This is a genomic window from Aeromicrobium sp. 10G20-16 (assembly GCF_055809665.1).
In genome coordinates this window covers 683,113-700,674 of sequence record NZ_CM147919.1, presented here as the reverse complement: position 1 = coordinate 700,674, position 17,562 = coordinate 683,113, and the positions used below count along the sequence as shown (strand labels likewise).

At 70.7% G+C, this 17,562-nt stretch carries 19 protein-coding genes and 1 pseudogene; 17 read left to right on the top strand and 3 right to left on the bottom strand.

Features of this window, described 5'->3' with window-relative positions; all coding sequences use genetic code 11:
- Positions 1-59 precede the first annotated feature (59 nt).
- Positions 60-3,602 (top strand): DNA polymerase III subunit alpha, encoded by a 3,543-nt coding sequence (gene dnaE, locus AC0L5F_RS03440; RefSeq protein WP_473315214.1) that lies wholly within the window; start codon positions 60-62, stop codon positions 3,600-3,602.
- An 8-nt stretch (positions 3,603-3,610) separates the two neighbouring features.
- The gene (locus tag AC0L5F_RS03435) at positions 3,611-4,141 is read left to right on the top strand and encodes a hypothetical protein (RefSeq protein ID WP_473315213.1); all 531 of its coding nucleotides are present in this window, start codon (positions 3,611-3,613) and stop codon (positions 4,139-4,141) included.
- On the opposite strand, the gene ybaK is transcribed toward AC0L5F_RS03435, so the two are convergent.
- Positions 4,087-4,605: a Cys-tRNA(Pro) deacylase gene (gene ybaK / locus AC0L5F_RS03430; RefSeq protein ID WP_473315212.1), complete on the bottom strand. Its 519-nt coding sequence runs from the start codon at positions 4,603-4,605 to the stop codon at positions 4,087-4,089. The two genes, AC0L5F_RS03435 and ybaK, sit on opposite strands and share 55 nt — an antisense overlap.
- Positions 4,606-4,658: 53 nt before the next feature.
- On the opposite strand from ybaK, the gene hisD reads away from it, so the two are divergent.
- Genes hisD through priA form a run of 6 tightly spaced genes read left to right on the top strand, consistent with a single transcriptional unit; the run spans position 4,659 to position 9,805 of the window.
- Positions 4,659-5,975 (top strand): histidinol dehydrogenase, encoded by a 1,317-nt coding sequence (gene hisD / locus AC0L5F_RS03425; RefSeq protein ID WP_473316136.1) that lies wholly within the window; start codon positions 4,659-4,661, stop codon positions 5,973-5,975.
- Positions 5,972-7,051 carry a histidinol-phosphate transaminase gene (locus AC0L5F_RS03420; protein WP_473315211.1) on the top strand — a complete coding sequence of 360 codons (1,080 nt, stop codon included), beginning with the start codon at positions 5,972-5,974 and terminating at the stop codon, positions 7,049-7,051. The genes hisD and AC0L5F_RS03420 overlap by 4 nt, the downstream gene beginning before the upstream one ends.
- A complete protein-coding gene (hisB, locus tag AC0L5F_RS03415; protein WP_473315210.1) occupies positions 7,048-7,647 on the top strand; it encodes an imidazoleglycerol-phosphate dehydratase HisB in 600 nt (199 codons plus the stop codon). The genes AC0L5F_RS03420 and hisB overlap by 4 nt, the downstream gene beginning before the upstream one ends.
- A complete protein-coding gene (hisH, locus tag AC0L5F_RS03410; protein ID WP_473315209.1) occupies positions 7,644-8,285 on the top strand; it encodes an imidazole glycerol phosphate synthase subunit HisH in 642 nt (213 codons plus the stop codon). Before hisB ends, hisH begins: the two co-directional genes overlap by 4 nt.
- A 27-nt stretch (positions 8,286-8,312) precedes the next feature.
- Positions 8,313-9,035, top strand: coding sequence for a GAP family protein (locus AC0L5F_RS03405; protein ID WP_473315208.1), 723 nt, complete (start codon positions 8,313-8,315; stop codon positions 9,033-9,035).
- Between the two features lie 44 nt (positions 9,036-9,079).
- On the top strand, positions 9,080-9,805 hold the full coding sequence (gene priA / locus AC0L5F_RS03400) for a bifunctional 1-(5-phosphoribosyl)-5-((5-phosphoribosylamino)methylideneamino)imidazole-4-carboxamide isomerase/phosphoribosylanthranilate isomerase PriA (protein WP_473315207.1): 726 nt from the start codon (positions 9,080-9,082) through the stop codon (positions 9,803-9,805).
- Positions 9,806-9,814: 9 nt separating this feature from the next.
- Here priA and AC0L5F_RS03395 read toward each other — a convergent pair whose 3' ends face one another.
- Positions 9,815-10,441 carry a hypothetical protein gene (locus AC0L5F_RS03395; RefSeq protein ID WP_473315206.1) on the bottom strand — a complete coding sequence of 209 codons (627 nt, stop codon included), beginning with the start codon at positions 10,439-10,441 and terminating at the stop codon, positions 9,815-9,817.
- Between the two features lie 58 nt (positions 10,442-10,499).
- On the opposite strand from AC0L5F_RS03395, the gene hisF reads away from it, so the two are divergent.
- The 9 genes and pseudogenes from hisF to AC0L5F_RS03350 all read left to right on the top strand — a co-directional run bounded on the left by hisF (position 10,500) and on the right by AC0L5F_RS03350 (position 17,153).
- Positions 10,500-11,261, top strand: coding sequence for an imidazole glycerol phosphate synthase subunit HisF (gene hisF, locus AC0L5F_RS03390; RefSeq protein WP_473315205.1), 762 nt, complete (start codon positions 10,500-10,502; stop codon positions 11,259-11,261).
- A 79-nt stretch (positions 11,262-11,340) separates the two neighbouring features.
- Positions 11,341-12,165 (top strand): annotated as a pseudogene (locus AC0L5F_RS03385) (ABC transporter transmembrane domain-containing protein); the annotation flags it as partial.
- Positions 12,166-12,315: 150 nt separating this feature from the next.
- Complete coding sequence (locus AC0L5F_RS03380; RefSeq protein WP_473316135.1) at positions 12,316-13,104, top strand: ABC transporter ATP-binding protein; 789 nt, start codon at positions 12,316-12,318, stop codon at positions 13,102-13,104.
- Positions 13,101-14,915 (top strand): ABC transporter ATP-binding protein, encoded by a 1,815-nt coding sequence (locus tag AC0L5F_RS03375; RefSeq protein WP_473315204.1) that lies wholly within the window; start codon positions 13,101-13,103, stop codon positions 14,913-14,915. The genes AC0L5F_RS03380 and AC0L5F_RS03375 overlap by 4 nt, the downstream gene beginning before the upstream one ends.
- 25 nt (positions 14,916-14,940) lie before the next feature.
- Complete coding sequence (hisI, locus tag AC0L5F_RS03370; RefSeq protein WP_473315203.1) at positions 14,941-15,279, top strand: phosphoribosyl-AMP cyclohydrolase; 339 nt, start codon at positions 14,941-14,943, stop codon at positions 15,277-15,279.
- Positions 15,276-15,881: a Trp biosynthesis-associated membrane protein gene (locus tag AC0L5F_RS03365; RefSeq protein WP_473315202.1), complete on the top strand. Its 606-nt coding sequence runs from the start codon at positions 15,276-15,278 to the stop codon at positions 15,879-15,881. Before hisI ends, AC0L5F_RS03365 begins: the two co-directional genes overlap by 4 nt.
- A gap of 9 nt (positions 15,882-15,890) precedes the next feature.
- A complete protein-coding gene (locus tag AC0L5F_RS03360; protein WP_473315201.1) occupies positions 15,891-16,085 on the top strand; it encodes an HGxxPAAW family protein in 195 nt (64 codons plus the stop codon).
- A 13-nt stretch (positions 16,086-16,098) separates the two neighbouring features.
- The gene (locus tag AC0L5F_RS03355; protein WP_473315200.1) at positions 16,099-16,725 is read left to right on the top strand and encodes an RDD family protein; all 627 of its coding nucleotides are present in this window, start codon (positions 16,099-16,101) and stop codon (positions 16,723-16,725) included.
- Positions 16,722-17,153 (top strand): DUF2752 domain-containing protein, encoded by a 432-nt coding sequence (locus AC0L5F_RS03350; protein WP_473315199.1) that lies wholly within the window; start codon positions 16,722-16,724, stop codon positions 17,151-17,153. Before AC0L5F_RS03355 ends, AC0L5F_RS03350 begins: the two co-directional genes overlap by 4 nt.
- Positions 17,154-17,157: 4 nt before the next feature.
- Here the strand turns inward: AC0L5F_RS03350 and AC0L5F_RS03345 are convergent, their stop codons facing one another.
- Positions 17,158-17,562: a DUF4190 domain-containing protein gene (locus AC0L5F_RS03345; RefSeq protein ID WP_473315198.1), complete on the bottom strand. Its 405-nt coding sequence runs from the start codon at positions 17,560-17,562 to the stop codon at positions 17,158-17,160.

The window sequence follows — 17,562 nt, the reverse complement described above, 5'->3', positions numbered from 1 at the left end:
CTGACGTAGGCTGAACGTCTTCCCCGCTCCCGTCCCTTCTGCAGGAGGCCTTCACAGCAATGGCGAGTGACTCGTCCTTCGTGCACCTGCACGTGCACACCGAGTACTCGATGCTCGACGGCGCCTCGCTGCTGGACGGCCTGTTCGAGCGCACGGCGTCCCTCGAGATGCCCGCCATCGCGATGACCGACCACGGCAACGTGCACGGGGCGTACGACTTCTGGAGCAAGGCCAAGGCGCACGGGGTCAAGCCGATCATCGGCATGGAGGCCTACATCACCCCGGGCACCCACCGCTCGGACCGCAAGCGGGTGCGCTGGGGCAAGGGCAGCTCGGAGGACGAGGGCGGCAACGACGTCGCGGGCGGCGGCGCCTACACCCACATGACCATGCTGGCGCAGTCCACGACCGGCATGCACAACCTGTTCCGGCTGTCGTCGATGTCCAGCCTCGAGGGCTACTACTACAAGCCGCGAGCCGACCGCGAGCTGCTCGAGCGGTACTCCGAGGGCATCATCGCCACCACCGGCTGCATGTCCGGCGAGATCCAGACCCGCCTGCGCCTGCGCCAGTACGACGAGGCCCGCCGGGCGGCCGGTGAGCTGCAGGACATCTTCGGCAAGGAGAACTTCTTCCTCGAGCTGATGGACCACGACATCGCCATCGAGAACTCGGTGCGCGACGACCTGCTCCGCCTCGGCCGTGAGCTCGGCATCCCGCCTGTTGCCACCAACGACTCGCACTACACCGCGCCCGAGGACGCCGCCGCCCAGGACGCGCTGATCTGCGTGGCGTCGGGCAAGACCCTGGCCGATCCGAAGCGCCTCAAGTTCGACGGCGGTGGCTACTACATCAAGTCGGCCGCGGAGATGCGCGGGCTGTGGGAGGACACCCACGGGCTCAAGGAGGCCTGCGACAACACCCTGCTCATCGCCGAGCGCTGCGACATGGAGTTCACCGAGTCCAACGGTGGCTACATGGCGCGCGCCGACATCCCCGAGGGCGAGACCGAGGACACCTGGTTCCGCAAGGAGGTGTGGCGTGGCATCGAGTCGCGCTACCCGGGCGAGAAGCTGACCGACGAGGTGCGGGCCCGTGTCGAGATGGAGCTCGACGTCGTCCAGACCAAGGGCTACTGCGGCTACTTCCTGGTGGTCGCCGACTTCATCAACTGGTCCAAGGACAACGGCATCCGGGTCGGCCCCGGCCGCGGCTCGGGAGCCGGCTCCATCGCCGCCTACGCGCTGCGCATCACCGACCTGTGCCCGCTCACCCACGGCCTGATCTTCGAGCGGTTCCTCAACCCCGAGCGCCCGTCGATGCCCGACTTCGACATCGACTTCGACGAGCGCCGCCGCTCCGAGGTGATCCGCTACGTCTCGGACAAGTACGGCGAGGAGCGCGTCGCCATGATCGCGACGTTCGGCCGGCTCAAGGCCAAGGCCGCCATCAAGGACGCCAACCGCGTGCTCGACTACCCGTTCGGGATGGGCGAGAAGATCACCAAGGCGCTGCCGTCGGACGTCATGGGCAAGGGCGTCCCGCTGGCCCAGCTGTTCGACGAGTCCAACGAGCGGTACGGCGACGGCAAGGAGTTCCGCGACCTGCACGCCGCCGACGCCGAGGTCCGCAAGATCTACGACACCGCGCTCGGCCTGGAGGGCCAGATCCGTCAGTGGGGCGTGCACGCCGCCGGCGTGATCATGTCCAAGGACCCCCTGATCGACATCGTCCCCATCATGAAGCGCGAGCAGGACGGCGCGATCATCACCCAGTTCGACTACCCGATGTGCGAGGCACTCGGACTGGTCAAGATGGACTTCCTGGGCCTGCGCAACCTCACCGTGCTCGACGACGCGCTCGACAACATCAGGCGCAACCGCGACGTCGACCTGGTGCTCGAGGACCTCACCTTCGACGATCCCGCCACCTACGACCTGCTGTCGCGCGGCGACACGCTGGGCGTCTTCCAGCTCGACGGCGGTCCCATGCGCGCCCTGCTGCGCAGCATGAAGCCCGACAAGTTCGAGGACATCTCGGCCGTCGGCGCCCTGTACCGCCCGGGCCCCATGGGCGCGGACTCGCACAACAAGTACGCGCGCCGCAAGAACGGCCGCGAGCCGATCGAGCCGATCCACCCCGAGCTCGAGGCGCCCCTCGCCGACGTGCTGGGCGAGACCTACGGCCTGATCGTGTACCAGGAGCAGGTCATGGAGATCGCCCAGGTGCTCGCCGGGTTCTCGCTGGGACAGGCCGACAACCTGCGCCGCGCGATGGGCAAGAAGAAGAAGTCCGAGCTCGACAAGCAGTACGCGGGCTTCCAGGGCGGCATGCTCGAGCGCGGGTACTCCCAGCAGGCCATCACCCAGCTGTGGGACATCCTGCTGCCGTTCTCGGACTACGCGTTCAACAAGGCGCACTCGGCGGCGTACGGCGTCATCTCGTACTGGACGGCCTACCTCAAGGCCAACTACCCGGCCGAGTACATGGCCGCCCTGCTCACCAGCACCCGTGGCGACAAGGACAAGTCGGCCATCTACCTCAACGAGTGCCGGCGCATGGGCATCAAGGTGCTGCCGCCGGACGTCAACGAGTCGGTCTCCAACTTCGCCTCGGTCGGCACCGACATCCGCTTCGGCATGGGCGCCATCCGCAACGTCGGCGAGAACGTGGTGGCCGGCATCGTCGCCGCCCGCGAGGAGCACGGTGCCTTCGCCGACTTCACCGACTTCATGGACAAGGTGCCGGTGCACGTGTGCAACAAGCGCGTCATCGACTCGCTGATCAAGGCCGGAGCGTTCGACTCGCTCGGCCACAAGCGACGCGCGCTCACCACCATCGCCGAGGAGGCGGTCGACCAGTACATCGACCTCAAGCGCAGCGCGGCGATCGGTCAGGACTCGCTGTTCGGCGGACTCGACGACGGCTTCACCGGTGTCACGGTGGCGGTGCCGAACGTGCCGGAGTGGGAGAAGTCGCAGCTGCTGGCGCTCGAGCGGGACATGCTGGGGTTGTACGTCTCCGACCACCCGCTGCTGGGTCTCGAGCACGTCCTGCGGGCCAGCAGCGACAGCACGATCGGCGACCTGCTGGCCGACACCGAGCGCGACGGCGGCGTCGTCAAGCTCTGCGGGCTCATCACGGGCGTCTCGCGTCGCATGACCAAGAAGGGCGACACGTGGGCGTCCATCACGCTGGAGGACCTCGAGGGTGGTGTCGAGATCCTGGTCTTCCCGGCCGCCTACCAGCTGGCCGCGCCCAGCCTGGTCAACGACGCCATCGTGGTCGTCAAGGCCCGGATCAAGAGCAAGGACGACGGACTCGACCTGCACGCCATGGAGATCACCCAGCCGGCCATCGACACCGGTCGCGTCGACGCCCCGTTGGCCGTCAGCCTGCCGGTGGCGCGCTGCACCAGCGAGACCGTCAGCGCCTTCAAGCAGATCCTCGCCGCCCACCCCGGCGGGTCCGAGGTGCATCTGCGACTGCTCAGCAACAGCGGCACCAAGACCATGCGCCTCGACGCGAACCTGCGAGTCGCCCAGAGCTCGGCGCTGGTGGCCGACCTCAAGGAGCTGCTCGGACCGGGGTGCCTGGGATGAGCACGCTCATGACCCGACGCCCGCTGCTCGTCCTCGCATCGGCCGTGGTGCTGGGCGTGGTGGCCGGCCTGGTCTGGTGGGCCCTGGCGCAACCGGGAGAGTGGGAGGTGCGCGACACGGGCATCGCCCTCACGGAGGAGGCGTCGCGCGGGCAGTTCCAGGTGGTCGTCGTGTTCACGCTGGTGGGCGCGATCGCGTCGCTGCTGTGGTCGGTGCTGGTGTCGATGCTGTCGCGCGGCTCCAGCTGGCCGCTGGTGGTGTTCGCCGTCGCGGGATCGGTGGTGGCCGCCGTGGTGGCCTGGCAGACCGGCGTGCTCGTGGGGCCGCCGGCACCCGAGACGGTGCGGGGGCTGTCACCGGGAGATCGCGTCCCGGATCAGCTCCAGGTCGACTCGATCGCCCCGTTCCTCGCCTGGCCGATCGCTGCCCTGGTCGGCGTGCTGCTGGCCAGCTGGGGGCAGGGGCGTGACGTCGAGCTGGACGGCTACCCGCGCGACACCGACGACACGACGGCTCCGGTCATCGACACCAGGTCCTGAGGGCTCACCTCGGCCTCCAGGCCGCGCCGGCCGGCTGAGACGAAGACCGTCTCGTGCTGGTGGACCGATGCGTCGACCACGGTGCGGTGGCGATGGCGCTGGCCGAACGGGGAGATGCCGCCCAGCACGTAGCCCGTCGCACGCTGCGCGGCGTGGGGGTTGGCCATCTGGGCTCGCTTGCCGCCGAGAGCGGCCGCCACCGCCTTGAGGTCGAGGGACCCCGACACCGGCACGACACCCACCACGAGCGCACCGTCCAGGTCGACCAGCAGGGTCTTGAAGACCCGGGCGGGCTCGACGCCGAGAGCCTCGGCAGCCTCGGTGCCGAACGACGCGGCGCGGGGGTCGTGCTCGTAGGCGTGGGGGGTGAACGTGACGCCGGCCTGGGTCAGGGCGACGTACGCCGGGGTCGCTCCGGCAGCCGAGTCGCGTGCTCGGTCCCTGCTCGACTTCTTCCCGGCCACCTCGACACCGTACCCACCTCCGTAGACTGAGCGTCGTGATACGACGCCTCGACCTGCGCTCCCTGGACCCGGCACCCCACGAGTGGGACTGGGTCTACGGCCACGCCGTCCCGCGCGCCGAGGTGGACGTCGAGCAGGCCCTCGACGCCGTCCGTCCGATCTGTGAGGACGTCAAGCAGCGTGGTGTCGAGGCCGTCCTCGACGCGTCGGAGCGGTTCGACGGCGTCCGGCCCGAGCAGCTGCGGGTCCCGACCGAGACGTTGGCCGCGGCACTGGCCGACCTCGACCCTGCGATCCGAGCCGGTCTCGAGGAGTCGATCCGTCGGTTGCGCCAGACCTGTGCGGCCGAGCTGGAGCAGAGCGTCACCACGACCGTGGCCGACGGCGCCACGGTCGAGCGCCGGATCGTTCCCATGCAGCGGGTGGGCCTGTACGTGCCGGGTGGCCTCGCGCCCCTGGTCAGCACGGTCCTGATGAACGCAGTCCCGGCCCAGGTGGCCGGCGTCGCCGGCATCGCGCTGGCCAGTCCGCCGTCGCGCGACCCGGAGAGTCCCTACTGGGGGCTGCCGCACCCCACGATCCTCGCGGCGTGTGCGCTGCTGGGCCTCGACGAGGTCTATGCCGCCGGCGGAGCCCAGGCGCTCGCCATGCTGGCCTACGGCGCGGGGGAGTGCCGTCCGGTCAACCTGATCACCGGACCGGGCAACATCTACGTCGCCGCGGCCAAGCGGTACCTGCAGGGCACGGTCAGCATCGACAGCGAAGCAGGTCCCACCGAGATCGCCGTCATCGCCGACGACACCGCCGACGCCGAGTTCGTCGCCGCCGACCTGGTCAGCCAGGCCGAGCACGATCCGGCCGCCGCCTCGGTGCTGATCACCGACAGCGAGGATCTCGCCGACCGTGTCGACCAGGCACTCAAGGTCCAGGTCGACGCCGCGCCGCACGTCGAGCGCATCCGCACGGCGCTCGGCGGTCCGCAGTCGGCCACCGTCCTGGTGCGCGACCTCGACCAGGCCGTCGCGGTCGCCAACGCCTACGCCGCCGAGCACCTCGAGATCCAGACCGTCGACGCCTCGGCGGTCGCTGCCCGCATCGTCAATGCCGGAGCGGTGTTCGTCGGCCGGTTCACCCCGGTGTCGTTGGGCGACTACGCCGCCGGGTCCAACCACGTGCTGCCCACGGCCGGGTGCGCCTGCCACTCCTCGGGCCTTTCGGTCCGGGCGTTTTGCAAGAACATGCAGGTCGTCACGTACACCGAGGACGCGCTGCGCGAGGTCGGCGGCCACGTGGTCACGCTCGCGAACGCCGAGAACCTGCCGTCGCACGGCCAGGCCGTGAGCGTCCGCCTCGACCGAGCGCCACGGTGAGCGCGCCCGACTGGGTGCCGCTGCGCGAGGAGCTGCGCGACGACGAGCCCTACGGCGCGCCGCAGCTCGACCTGCCGGTGCAGCTCAACACCAACGAGAACCCGTACGGACCCACCGAGGCCGTCGTCGGCTCGATCGCTGCCGCGGTCGCGAACGCCGCTGCCGGTCTGAACCGCTACCCCGACCGTGAGGCGAGAGCCCTGCGGCAGGGCCTGGCCGACTATCTCGGCCACGGGCTGGGGATCGACCAGCTGTGGGCCGCCAACGGCTCCAACGAGGTGATGCAGCAGATCCTGCAGGCGTTCGGTGGTCCGGGCCGCACGGCTGTCTCGTTCGCGCCCACGTACTCGATGTATCCGGAGTACGCGCGCAACACCCACACGCGCTGGGTCACCGGGCAGCGCCGAGAGGACTTCGGCATCGACGTCGACGCGGCGGTGGCCCTGGTCGAGGCCGAGCAACCACACGTCGTGATCCTGACGTCGCCCAACAACCCCACCGGCACGGCTCTGCCGCTGGATGCGGTCCGCGCGATCCTGGACGTGGCGCCCGGCATCGTCGTGGTCGACGAGGCCTATGCGGAGTTCCGCCGCGAGGGAACGCCGACGGCCCTCGAGCTGCTGCCGGACCACCGCTGCCTGCTGGTCACCCGCACCATGAGCAAGGCGTTCGCCTACGCCGGCGGGCGCCTCGGCTACGTCGCCGCCGATCCGGCGATCATCGACGCGCTGCGCATCGTGCGGCTGCCCTACCACCTGTCGGTGGTGCAGCAGGCGGCAGCGCTCGCCGCTCTCGGCCACGCCGACGAGCTGCTGGCCCGCGTCGACGACCTGCGCGCCACCCGCGACGAGGTCGCGACCTGGCTGACCGCCGAGGGATTCGACGTGGCCGAGTCCGACGCGAACTTCATCTTGTTCGGTCGCTTCGAGGACCGCCACGCCGTCTGGCAGGCGCTGGTCGACCGCGGGGTGCTCATACGGGAGACTGGACCCGACGGCTGGCTCCGCGTGTCCATCGGGACTCCTGCGGAGATGGAACGTTTCCAGGCCTGCTTGAAGGAGGTGGTCGGTCGATGACCCGCACCGCTCGCATCGAACGCAAGACGTCGGAGTCCCACGTCGTCGTCGAGCTCGACCTCGACGGCACCGGCGCGCACGACATCTCCACCGGCGTCGGCTTCTACGACCACATGCTCACCGCGTTCTCGCGTCACTCGCTGATCGACCTGACGGTCAAGACCGAGGGCGATCTGCACATCGACGCCCACCACAGCGTCGAGGACACCGCCATCTGCATCGGCGAGGCCCTGCGCGAGGCGCTGGGCGACAAGGTCGGCATCCGCCGGTACGGCGACGCGCTGGTGCCGCTGGACGAGGCGATCGCGCAGGTCGTCGTCGACGTGTCCGGCCGCCCGTACTTCGTGCACTCCGGCGAGCCGGAGCGCCAGATCACCGCGATCATCGGTGGTCAGTACATCGGTTCGCTCACCGGCCACGTGCTGGAGTCCATCGCGCACCACGCCGGCATCACGATGCACGTGCGCCTGCTCGACGGTCGGGACCCGCACCACATCGCCGAGGCTCAGTTCAAGGCGGTGGCGCGGGCCCTGCGCGACGCCGTGGCGATCGACCCGCGGGAGACGGGCGTTCCCAGCACCAAGGGAGCCCTGTGACCGGACCGCTCGTCGCGGTCCTCGACTACGGTTCGGGCAACCTCCGCTCGGCCGTGCGCGCCGTGGAGCGTGCGGGGGCTGACGTGGTGCTGACCGCCGACGCCGACGTCGCGATGGATGCGGACGGTCTGCTGGTGCCCGGCGTGGGCGCCTTCGAGGCCTGCATGCAGGGATTCACCGCAGTCGGGGGACCGCGTCTGGTCGAACGGCGTCTGATCGCGCAGAAGCCCGTGCTGGGCATCTGCGTGGGCATGCAGATCCTCTTCGGCGAGGGCATCGAGCACGGCGTCCGCACCGAGGGCTGCGGGGAGTGGCCCGGTGTCGTCGAGCGGCTGGACGCGCCGGTCGTCCCGCACATGGGCTGGAACACCGTCGAGGCGGACGCTTCGTCGGTGATGTTCGCCGGCATCGGCGACGAGCGGTTCTACTTCGTGCACTCGTTCGGCGTGCGTGAGTGGACGCTGAGCCGCCCGCCGGCCTTCCCAGCGGCTCGGGTCACCTGGACCACCTATGGCGACGGGCGCTTCGTGTCCGCGGTCGAGGACGGCCCGCTGTGGGCCACCCAGTTCCACCCCGAGAAGTCCGGCGACGCCGGTCGGCGGCTGCTCGAGAATTGGCTGGAGTCGTTCAGCTCCTGAACAGGGTGTCCGTGTTGGATGGATGCCATGACGACCACTGCCCTTCTCGCGCTGGCCGGACTCGCGCTGATCGACAGCACCAGCATCGGCACGTTGGTGCTGCCGCTGCTGATGCTGGTGCACCCTCGGGTACGCGCTGGTCGGGTGCTGATCTACCTCGGCACGTTGGTGGCCTTCTACCTGGCTCTGGGCGTGGTGATCCTGCTCCTGGGCGACGCGGTCGTGGCAGCAGGATCGTCTCTGGACGACCACCGCGCGGTCGAATGGGCGCAGCTGGTCGTGGGGCTCGGGCTGCTGGTCGGCAGCTTCTGGCCGGACACCCCGTGGGCGAAGGCTGCCGCGCGAGAGCGGGCCGCCTCCGGTCGACCCTCTCGCGCCCAACGCTGGGTGGACACCATCGTCACCGGCGACGGCCGGGTCGCCACCGTCGCGGGGGTCGCGCTGGTGGCCGGCCTGATCGAGGCGGCCAGCATGTTGCCGTACCTCGGGGCGCTGGCGTTGCTCGGCACGAGCGACGCGCCCTTCGTGGCCCAGGTCGGAATCCTGGGCGTGTACAACGTGCTCATGGTCGTCCCGGCCCTGGTGCTGCTGGGAGCTCGCCTGACGGTGCGATCTCGTGCCGATGCCCTCCTCGAGAGGGCGGCCGGGTGGGTCGGTGATCGTGTCGGCGGCGCCATCTGGTGGGTGATCGGCATCGCCGGGTTCTTCCTGGCGGCCGACGCCGTCACTCGCCTCGGTCTGCTGGACTGACGCCTCCGACGCCGGCGCACGGCGACCTCGGTACGATCACCGGCGTGACTCTCGAACTGCTGCCCGCCGTCGACGTCGCCGATGGACAGGCCGTGCGCCTCGTCCAGGGCGCGCTCGGCAGCGAGACCTCCTACGGATCACCGCTCGACGCCGCGATGCAGTGGCAGTCAGACGGTGCGGAGTGGATCCACCTCGTCGATCTCGACGCAGCGTTCGGCAAGGGGTCCAACCGCGAGCTGCTCGCCGACGTGGTCGGACGCCTGGACGTGCAGGTGGAGCTGTCCGGCGGCATCCGCGACGACGCCTCGCTCGAGGCCGCGCTCGCCACCGGGTGTCGACGGGTCAACCTCGGCACGGCCGCGCTGGAGAACCCCGAGTGGTGCGCCAAGGTCGTCGGCGAGCACGGCGACCAGATCGCCGTCGGGCTCGACGTGCGCGGCACCACCCTGGCCGCCCGCGGCTGGACCGAGGAGGGCGGCGACCTGTTCGAGGTGCTCGAGCGGCTCGAGCGTGACGGCTGCGCCCGCTACGTGGTCACCGACGTCACCAAGGACGGCACGCTGACCGGGCCGAACCTGGACCTGCTGCGTCGCGTCTGCGAGCGCACCGACAAGCCCGTGGTCGCGTCGGGAGGAGTCTCCAGCCTCGACGACCTGCGCGCGATCGCCTCGCTCACCGGACTCGGTGTCGAGGGCGCGATCGTCGGCAAGGCGCTGTACGCCGGGGCCTTCACGCTGCCCGAGGCGCTCGAAGCGGTCTCCGCGGTCTGATCGGCTCGGTCAGCAGCCGTCGCGGATGAGCGCGGGCTTGGTGAACTTCGTGACCTCGGCGAAGGTGACCTTGAACGCGGGGTCGTTGTCGACCTGCTCGACGCTCGTGGCGTCGCCGAGCAGGAAGCCCAACCAGTCGTCGCCGTCGCGGACGAACACACCGACCTGCCCGTAACCGGCCTTCTCCGGCGCGCTCAGGTCGGCCCCGTAGGTCTCGATCAGCTCGCCGAACGTGGACCCGACGCCGAGGTCGTCGGCGGTGCGGGGGCCGTCGGGACCGGTGACGCCCAGCGAGGCGATCGTGCCGTCCGGCTTGGTCAGCACGTCGACGTCGGCGAACCCGGAGTTCCAGGTGAGGTCCGCCGCGCCCTCACACACGCCGTTCTCGACGTCGGCCTCGAACAGCCCGGTGGCGAGCGCGGCGTCCTTCGTCATGCCCGCCGACGCCGGTCCGACCCGTCCGGGCGCGAGCTCCAGATCGGCTGACGACTGAGGCACGGAGGGCGACGGCGACGGTGTCGAGGACGACGTCGGTGCGTCAGCCGTGGGAGAGGCGCCAGGCTGCGCGGGATCGGACCCGCACGCACCCACCGACAGCAGCAGCACGGCGGACACCACGGCGACACGAGTTCTCATGTCGTCACGGTAGACCGCAGCGGTCGGTTCCGGGGGGATCTCTCGGTAGGCTCGGCGGGTGAGTCTCGCGGTCCGTGTCATCCCCTGTCTGGACGTCGACGCAGGGCGGGTGGTCAAGGGCGTCAACTTCGTCGACCTCCGCGACGCCGGAGACCCGGTCGAGATGGCCACCGTCTACGACGCCGAGGGCGCCGACGAGCTGACCTTCCTCGACATCACCGCCTCGTCGGGCAACCGATCCACCACCTACGACGTCGTCGGGCGCACCGCCGACCAGGTGTTCATCCCGCTGACGGTCGGCGGGGGAGTGCGGACGCCCGAGGACGTCGACCGGTTGCTCCGCGCCGGTGCCGACAAGGTCGGTATCAACACCGCCGCCATCGCCCGACCTGAGGTGATCGCCGAGATCGCCCACCGCTTCGGCAACCAGGTGCTGGTGCTCAGCGTGGACGCTCGTCGCGCACCGGATCAGCCGAGCGGCTTCGAGGTCACCACCCACGGCGGCCGCGAGTCGGCCGGTATCGACGCCGTCGAGTGGGCGCGGACGGCCACCGAGCTGGGCGCGGGTGAGATCCTGCTGAACTCGATGGACGCCGACGGCACGAGAAATGGCTTCGATCTGGAAATGATTCGGGCGGTCCGCGGTGTTGTACAGGTACCGCTCATCGCGAGTGGCGGAGCCGGCCGGCTCGAGCACTTCCCGGCCGCCGTCGACGCAGGCGCCGACGCCGTCCTCGCCGCGAGCGTGTTCCACTTCGGCGACATGACCATCGGACAGGTGAAAGAGACCTTGAGAGCAGCAGGCAAGCGTGTCAGGTAGCGCCGTGGCGCCCCCCGAGCCCGACGTCACTCCCGACGACTCCCAGGGCTCCGAGCTGGGCAACCGCGACGCGACGCACATGACTCGCCGCGGGATGCAGCTGCTCGGACGTGGCATCAAGGAGCAGAAGCTGCTGTTCGCCATCTCGGCGATCGGCAGCGCGCTGTACGGCGCCATGACGGTGGCGGACGCCTGGGTGCTCGGGTGGGCCACCGACCACGTCATCCGCCCGTCGTTCGAGAACGGCGAGGTCGTGCGGGGCGCACTGGTCGGTGCGGTGCTGCTGTTCATCGGCGTGGCCATCCTGCGGGCCGCCGGGGTCGTCGCACGCCGCCTCATCGGCGGGCTCGTGTACTACCGGCTGGTCGCCTCGCACCGGCGTCTCGTCACGCGCAAGTACCTGGTGCTGCCGATGTCGTGGCACCACCGCCACCCCACCGGACAGCTGCTGTCCAACGCCAACGCCGACGTCGAGGCCGCGTGGGCGGTGTTCATGCCGCTGCCGATGGCCGTCGGCGTCATCGCGATGCTGGTCGCCGCGCTCGGCGCCATGATCGCGGCCGATCTCGTGCTCACGCTCGTCGGGTTGATCGTCTTCCCGGCGCTGTTCGGCATCAACGTGTTCTACCAGCGCTGGTTGTCCCCACGCGTGGCGCTCGCGCAGTCCCTGCGCGGCGACCTGAGCGCGGTGGCGCACGAGTCCTTCGACGGCGCCACCGTGGTCAAGTCGCTCGGCCGGGAGGCCGACGAGACCGAGCGGTTCGCCGAGAGCACCCGCGAGCTCCGCGACGCCAACATCGCGGTCGGTCGGGTCCGCAGCGTCTTCGACCCGTTGCTGGAGGCCCTGCCCAACTTCGGTGTCCTGCTGGTCATCGCGCTCGGGGTCGGGCGGGTCGCCAGCGGTGCCGCCGACCCCGGCGACGTCGTGCAGGTGGCCTACCTGTTCACCGTGGTGGCGTTCCCGGTGCGGGCCATCGGATGGGTGCTGGGCGAGCTGCCGCGCAGCGTCGTCGGCTGGGACCGCGTGCAGAGCGTGCTCAACGCCCAGGGCTCGATGGACTACGACACCGCTCAGGTGCCCGGGTCGGGCGCCGTCGAGCTGCGCCTGTCCGACGTGTCGTACCGGTTCGACGACGCCGACGCCGACGTGCTGCGTCACCTCGACCTGCGGCTGCCACCGGGCAGCGTCACGGCCGTCGTCGGATCCACCGGCAGCGGCAAGAGCACCATCACCTCGCTGCTCGTGCGGCTCGTCGACCCCACCGAGGGCGTCGTCTGCCTCGACGGCGTGCCCCTGCCAGACCTGAGCCACGAGGCGCTCGCCGAGACGGTCGCCGTGGTGCCGCAGTCGACCTTCCTGTTCGACGACTCGGTGCGCGAGAACATCACGCTCGGCCGCGACGTCAGCGACGAGGACGTGTGGGCCGCGCTGCGCACGGTGCAGGCCGACGGCTTCGTGTCGGCGCTCGATCGCGGGCTCGACGCCCAGCTCGGCGAGCGCGGCACCACGCTGTCGGGCGGTCAGCGGCAGCGACTCGCCCTCGCCAGGGCCCTCGTGCGGCGGCCGCGGCTGCTGGTGCTCGACGACGCCACGAGCGCGGTCGACCCCGAGGTCGAGCAGCGGATCCTCAAGGCCCTGGCCCAGCAGACCGCCGGTGGGGCCGGCCCCACCGTGCTGGTGGTCGCCTACCGCAAGGCCACCATCGCGCTGGCCGACGACGTCGTGCTGCTCGACCGTGGCCGGGTCGCCGAGCAGGGCACGCATCGTGAGCTGGTCGAACGTTCGGCGGCGTACCGCGACATCGTCAACGCCTACGACCAGGCACGTGAGGTCATCTCATGAGCACCCGCGTCCCCGTGCAGGAGAACCTGCCCGGCGTCGAGTCGTCGCGCGCCACCGGACTGTCGGTGGTCCGCCGCGGCCTGGACATGTCGCCCGGCGTCAAGGAGGGCCTGCGGTTCACCCTGTTCCTCGCGATCCTCAGCACCGTGGGCGGCTCGGTCATCCCGATCGTCGTGCAGCGCACCATCGACGCCGGGCTCGGTGACGCCGGGATCGCCGTCCGACTGACCGACGTCGCCCTGCCCGTGGGGGTCGCCCTCGTGCTCGTCCTGCTCACGGCCGGCGTCGCCTACTGGATGCGGGTCAGGCTGTTCGTCGCCAGCGAGAACGGCCTGGCCGAGCTGCGCATCACCGCGTTCCGGCACGTGCACGACCTGTCGATGCTCACCCAGAATGCCGAGCGCCGCGGCGCGCTGGTCTCGCGGGTGACGTCCGACATCGACCAGGTCTCGTTGTTCCTGCAGATGACCGGGATCATGATCGTCATCAGCCTCGGCCAGATCGTGGTCGCCACCGTCGTCATGGCGTTCTACTCCTGGCAGCTGACGCTCGTGGTGTGGTTGTGCTTCCTGCCGCTGGTCATCAGCCTGCGCTACTTCGCCACGCGCCTGAGCTCGGCGTACGACACGGTCCGGCGCACCGTCGGCGAGATGCTGGCGGTCATCGCCGAGCCGGTCGTCGGTGCCTCCGTGGTGAAGTCGCACGCCATCGAGCCGCGCACCCAGCAGCGGGTCGACGCCGGCATCGGCAACAACCTGCACGCCAACACCCAGGCCCAGAAGCTGGTCGCCGTCACGTTCGCCTCTGCCGGTGTCTCCGGCGGGCTGGCCAACGCCGGCGTGCTCGCGGCCGGCGTCATCATCGGCGTGGCCGGTGGTCTGTCGATGGGCACGGTCATCGCCTTCGCCTTCCTGGTCAGCCTCGTGGTCGGACCCACCCAGAACGCCACCCAGGTGATCACCGAGGCGCAGAACGCCATCGCCTCGTGGCGTCGCGTGATGGACCTGGTCGACACGCCGGCAGACGTGATCGACCCGGGCGCGGACGCCGTGCCGCTGCCAACAGGAGCGCTGGGCGCCACGTTCGACCACGTGTCGTTCGCCTACCCCGAAGGACCCGACGTGCTGCGCGACGTCGACGTGCAGATCCCGGCCCGGCAGCGGGTGGCCGTCGTGGGGGAGACCGGGTCGGGCAAGACCACCTTCGCCAAGCTGCTCACCCGGCTGATGGACCCGCGCGACGGCACCGTCGCCCTCGGTGGGGTCGACATCTCCCGGGTCGGCTTCGACGACCTGCGGCGGCACGTGCTGATGGTGCCCCAGGAGGGTTTCCTGTTCGACGCCACGTTGCGCGACAACCTCGTCTACGGGCGCTCGGGTGCCACCGACGCCGACCTGATGTCGGTCATCGACCAGCTGGGCGTTCGCGACTGGTTCGACGCCCTTCCGCGTGGCCTCGACAGCCGCGTCGGCCAGCGAGGGGAGTCGCTGTCCGCCGGCGAGCGCCAGCTGGTCGCACTGGTGCGATCGGCCCTGGCCGACCCCGACCTGCTGGTCCTCGACGAGGCCACCAGCGCGGTCGACCCGCAGACCGAGCTGCGCGCCACCCGGGCCCTGGAGCGACTGCTGGACGGCCGCACCAGCGTCACCATCGCCCATCGGCTGTCCACGGCCGAGAACGCGGACCGGGTGCTGGTCTTCGACGGCGGTCAGCTGGTCGAGGACGGCACCCACGCCGAGCTGGTCGGCGCGGGTGGGGTCTACTCACGGCTGCACGCCAGCTGGGTCGCGCAGGCGTCCCTGTCGTCATGACAGGTCCGGCTGGGAGACTGGGACCGTGACCTCCCTCGATCCCGCGATCGCCGCACGCCTCAAGCGCACCTCGGACGGGCTGGTGCCCGCCGTCGTCCAGGATGCCTCGACCCGTGAGGTCCTCATGCTGGGCTGGATGGACGACGAGGCGCTGCATCGCACGCTCACCACGGGCCGCGGCACCTACTGGAGCCGCAGCCGCGGCGAGTACTGGGTCAAGGGCGAGACCTCCGGCAACACCCAGCACGTGCGCGAGGTACGGCTCGACTGCGACGCCGACACCGTCCTGGTCGTGGTCGACCAGCACGGCCCGGCCTGCCACACCGGTGAGCGCACCTGCTTCGACGCGGACCGGCTGCTGTGACGGTCTCGGGCTCCACGGGACCGATCTCCAGGGCGCGCCGCCTCTACGCACCGGTCGTGCTGGCCCTGCTCGCGCTGGGCGGGCTGGCCTTCCTCGCTCTGGGTCGCCCGTGGGTCGAGGTCCGGGTCGCCACCGCCGGACTGCCGAGCGACGTCGTCCAGGTGACCGGCACGGACGCCTACCCGCTGGCGTCGGCGCTGGCCCTGGTCGTGGTGACCGGTGCCATCGCGGTGCTGGCCACGTCCGGGCGCCTGCGGCGGTTGGTGGGTGTCCTGATCGTTCTCGCGGCGGTCGGCGCCCTCGTGGTCGTGCTCGACGGTCGCAGCGCGCTGGACGGCGCGGTGCGCGACGCGGTCGAGGCTTCGCCGGCGTTCACCGGTGCGGGTGCCACCGATCGCTCCAGCACAGTGTGGCACCTCGTGGCCATCGGGGCGTTCGCACTGGCGATCGTTCTCGGCGGTGTCGTCGTCGCGCTGGCCCGCCGATGGCCGCGCATGAGCGGTCGATACGACGCGCCTGCCGCTGCCAGGCTTCCGGTGGCCCCGGAGACCGAGACCGACATCTGGAAGGCGCTCGACGAGGGGCACGATCCGACCGAGTAGGGTGACGCCATGCACGGATCATCACCGGCCGCCTGGACCGCCGTTCTGCTCGCCCTCGCCGGCATCACCCTCGGTGGCGTGGCGCTCATCCCGAACCCGCACTGGGTCCTGTTCACCGTCGGCTGCGTCATCGCGCTGGCCGCTGGCCCGGTCGGTCTGGTCATGTCCGCCGCGGGCATGGGCGCGGACTCCGACGGGCACTGAGCCGAGTCGGACCATGACCGACGGACCGCAGTACCCGCCGTACCCGGGTGAGCAGCCGGCCCAGCCCGTGCCGCAGCAGCCGCCCGGCTACCACCCGCCGCCACCTCCCGGCGGCCAGCCGGCGGGGTACCCGCCGCCCTCCTACGGTCAGCCGACCGGATACGCGCCGCCGACGCCGTACGCCGGCTACGGATCGCGCGTCGGTGCCTACCTCATCGACGGGGTGCTCGCGGTGATCATCCTGGTCGTGCCGATGGTGATCGGCCTGATCCTGGTCTTCAGGGGCTCCGAGGTCGACCCCGTCACCGACGAGATCACCGGTGTGAACCTCGGCGGGCTGGTGGTGGTGGGTCTCGGCGTCCTGCTCTACCTGGCGTTCGACATCTGGAACCGCGTGCTGCGGCTGGGACGCACGGGCCAGAGTCTGGGCAAGAAGCTCGTCGGGATCCGCGTGGTCGCCCTCGTGGGCGGCGAGCCGATCGGTGTCGGCGCGGCGCTCGGCCGCTGGGCGATCGCCTTCGGGGCCGGCCTGGTCCTCGGCTGCCTGGCATGGATCGACCTGCTGTGGCCGTTGTGGGACGACAAGAAGCAGACCCTGCACGACAAGGCGGTCGGTTCCGTCGTGCTGCAGTCACCATGACCGCCCTCGCCTCGACACCGTCGACCGGCGAGCACCGGTCAGCGTTGCGCGACCCGGCGCTGGTCGCGGTGGCCGGTGCCGGTCTGTTCACGCTGCTGCGGTTCCACGACCCGCACGGGGCAGGCAGCTACGGCTACTGCCCGTCCCTGCTGCTCACCGGCCATCCCTGCCCGGGGTGCGGAGGGCTGCGCGCGGTCAACGACCTCACGCACGGCGACGTCGCCGCGGCGGTCAGCAGCAACGTGCTGGCCGTGGCTCTGGTCGGGGCGCTCGCGGTGGCGTGGGTGCTGTGGGTGGTGCGCCGCTGGCGCGGCCGACCCGGTCCCATGATCGTGCTGTCCGAGCGCTGGGGCTACGCGATGGTTGCGGTCCTGGTGGTGTTCGGCGTCGTGCGCAACCTGCCGTTCGGCGCCGCGCTCGCCCCGTGACCCCTCAGGGTGAGCTCGAGAAGCCCACGGCGAACACGCCCACGTAGAACACGATGAGGAGCGCCGTGAACGCCAGCGCGATGATGCCGAGCACGAAGCCGGCCTGCGCTTGACCCTCACCGGTCAGGGCACCGTTCGACGCCCGGATCTCCCGCTTGGCCTGGCTGCCCATGATGATCGCCGCGATCCCGGCAAGCCCACAGCACAGGAGACTGATGATGCCGATGATCATGGCCCAGGTGGCCTTCTGCAGCGTCTGCGGCACGGGCCCGTAGCCACCGGGTGCTCCGGCCGGCGGATACGGCGGGGGAGCGTCCCATCCGCCCGAGGACGGAGGCGGTGGCGGCGTGCCGCCCTGGTTGGGGACCGACCCGTAGTCGGGGTACTGCGGCGGCTCGTTCGAGGTCAT

What these genes read in the sequence shown, in the direction of transcription:
- AC0L5F_RS03355 (WP_473315200.1), top strand. Translation starts at nt 16,099, where the DNA reads ATGACCGACGGACCGCAGTACCCGCCGTACCCGGGTGAGCAGCCGGCC.
- AC0L5F_RS03360 (WP_473315201.1), top strand. Translation starts at nt 15,891, where the DNA reads ATGCACGGATCATCACCGGCCGCCTGGACCGCCGTTCTGCTCGCCCTC.
- AC0L5F_RS03375 (WP_473315204.1), top strand. Translation starts at nt 13,101, where the DNA reads ATGAGCACCCGCGTCCCCGTGCAGGAGAACCTGCCCGGCGTCGAGTCG.
- AC0L5F_RS03405 (WP_473315208.1), top strand. Translation starts at nt 8,313, where the DNA reads ATGACGACCACTGCCCTTCTCGCGCTGGCCGGACTCGCGCTGATCGAC.
- dnaE (WP_473315214.1), top strand. Translation starts at nt 60, where the DNA reads ATGGCGAGTGACTCGTCCTTCGTGCACCTGCACGTGCACACCGAGTAC.
- AC0L5F_RS03345 (WP_473315198.1), bottom strand. Translation starts at nt 17,562, where the DNA reads ATGACCTCGAACGAGCCGCCGCAGTACCCCGACTACGGGTCGGTCCCC.
- hisB (WP_473315210.1), top strand. Translation starts at nt 7,048, where the DNA reads ATGACCCGCACCGCTCGCATCGAACGCAAGACGTCGGAGTCCCACGTC.
- AC0L5F_RS03350 (WP_473315199.1), top strand. Translation starts at nt 16,722, where the DNA reads ATGACCGCCCTCGCCTCGACACCGTCGACCGGCGAGCACCGGTCAGCG.
- AC0L5F_RS03435 (WP_473315213.1), top strand. Translation starts at nt 3,611, where the DNA reads ATGACCCGACGCCCGCTGCTCGTCCTCGCATCGGCCGTGGTGCTGGGC.
- AC0L5F_RS03395 (WP_473315206.1), bottom strand. Translation starts at nt 10,441, where the DNA reads ATGAGAACTCGTGTCGCCGTGGTGTCCGCCGTGCTGCTGCTGTCGGTG.
- AC0L5F_RS03380 (WP_473316135.1), top strand. Translation starts at nt 12,316, where the DNA reads ATGGACTACGACACCGCTCAGGTGCCCGGGTCGGGCGCCGTCGAGCTG.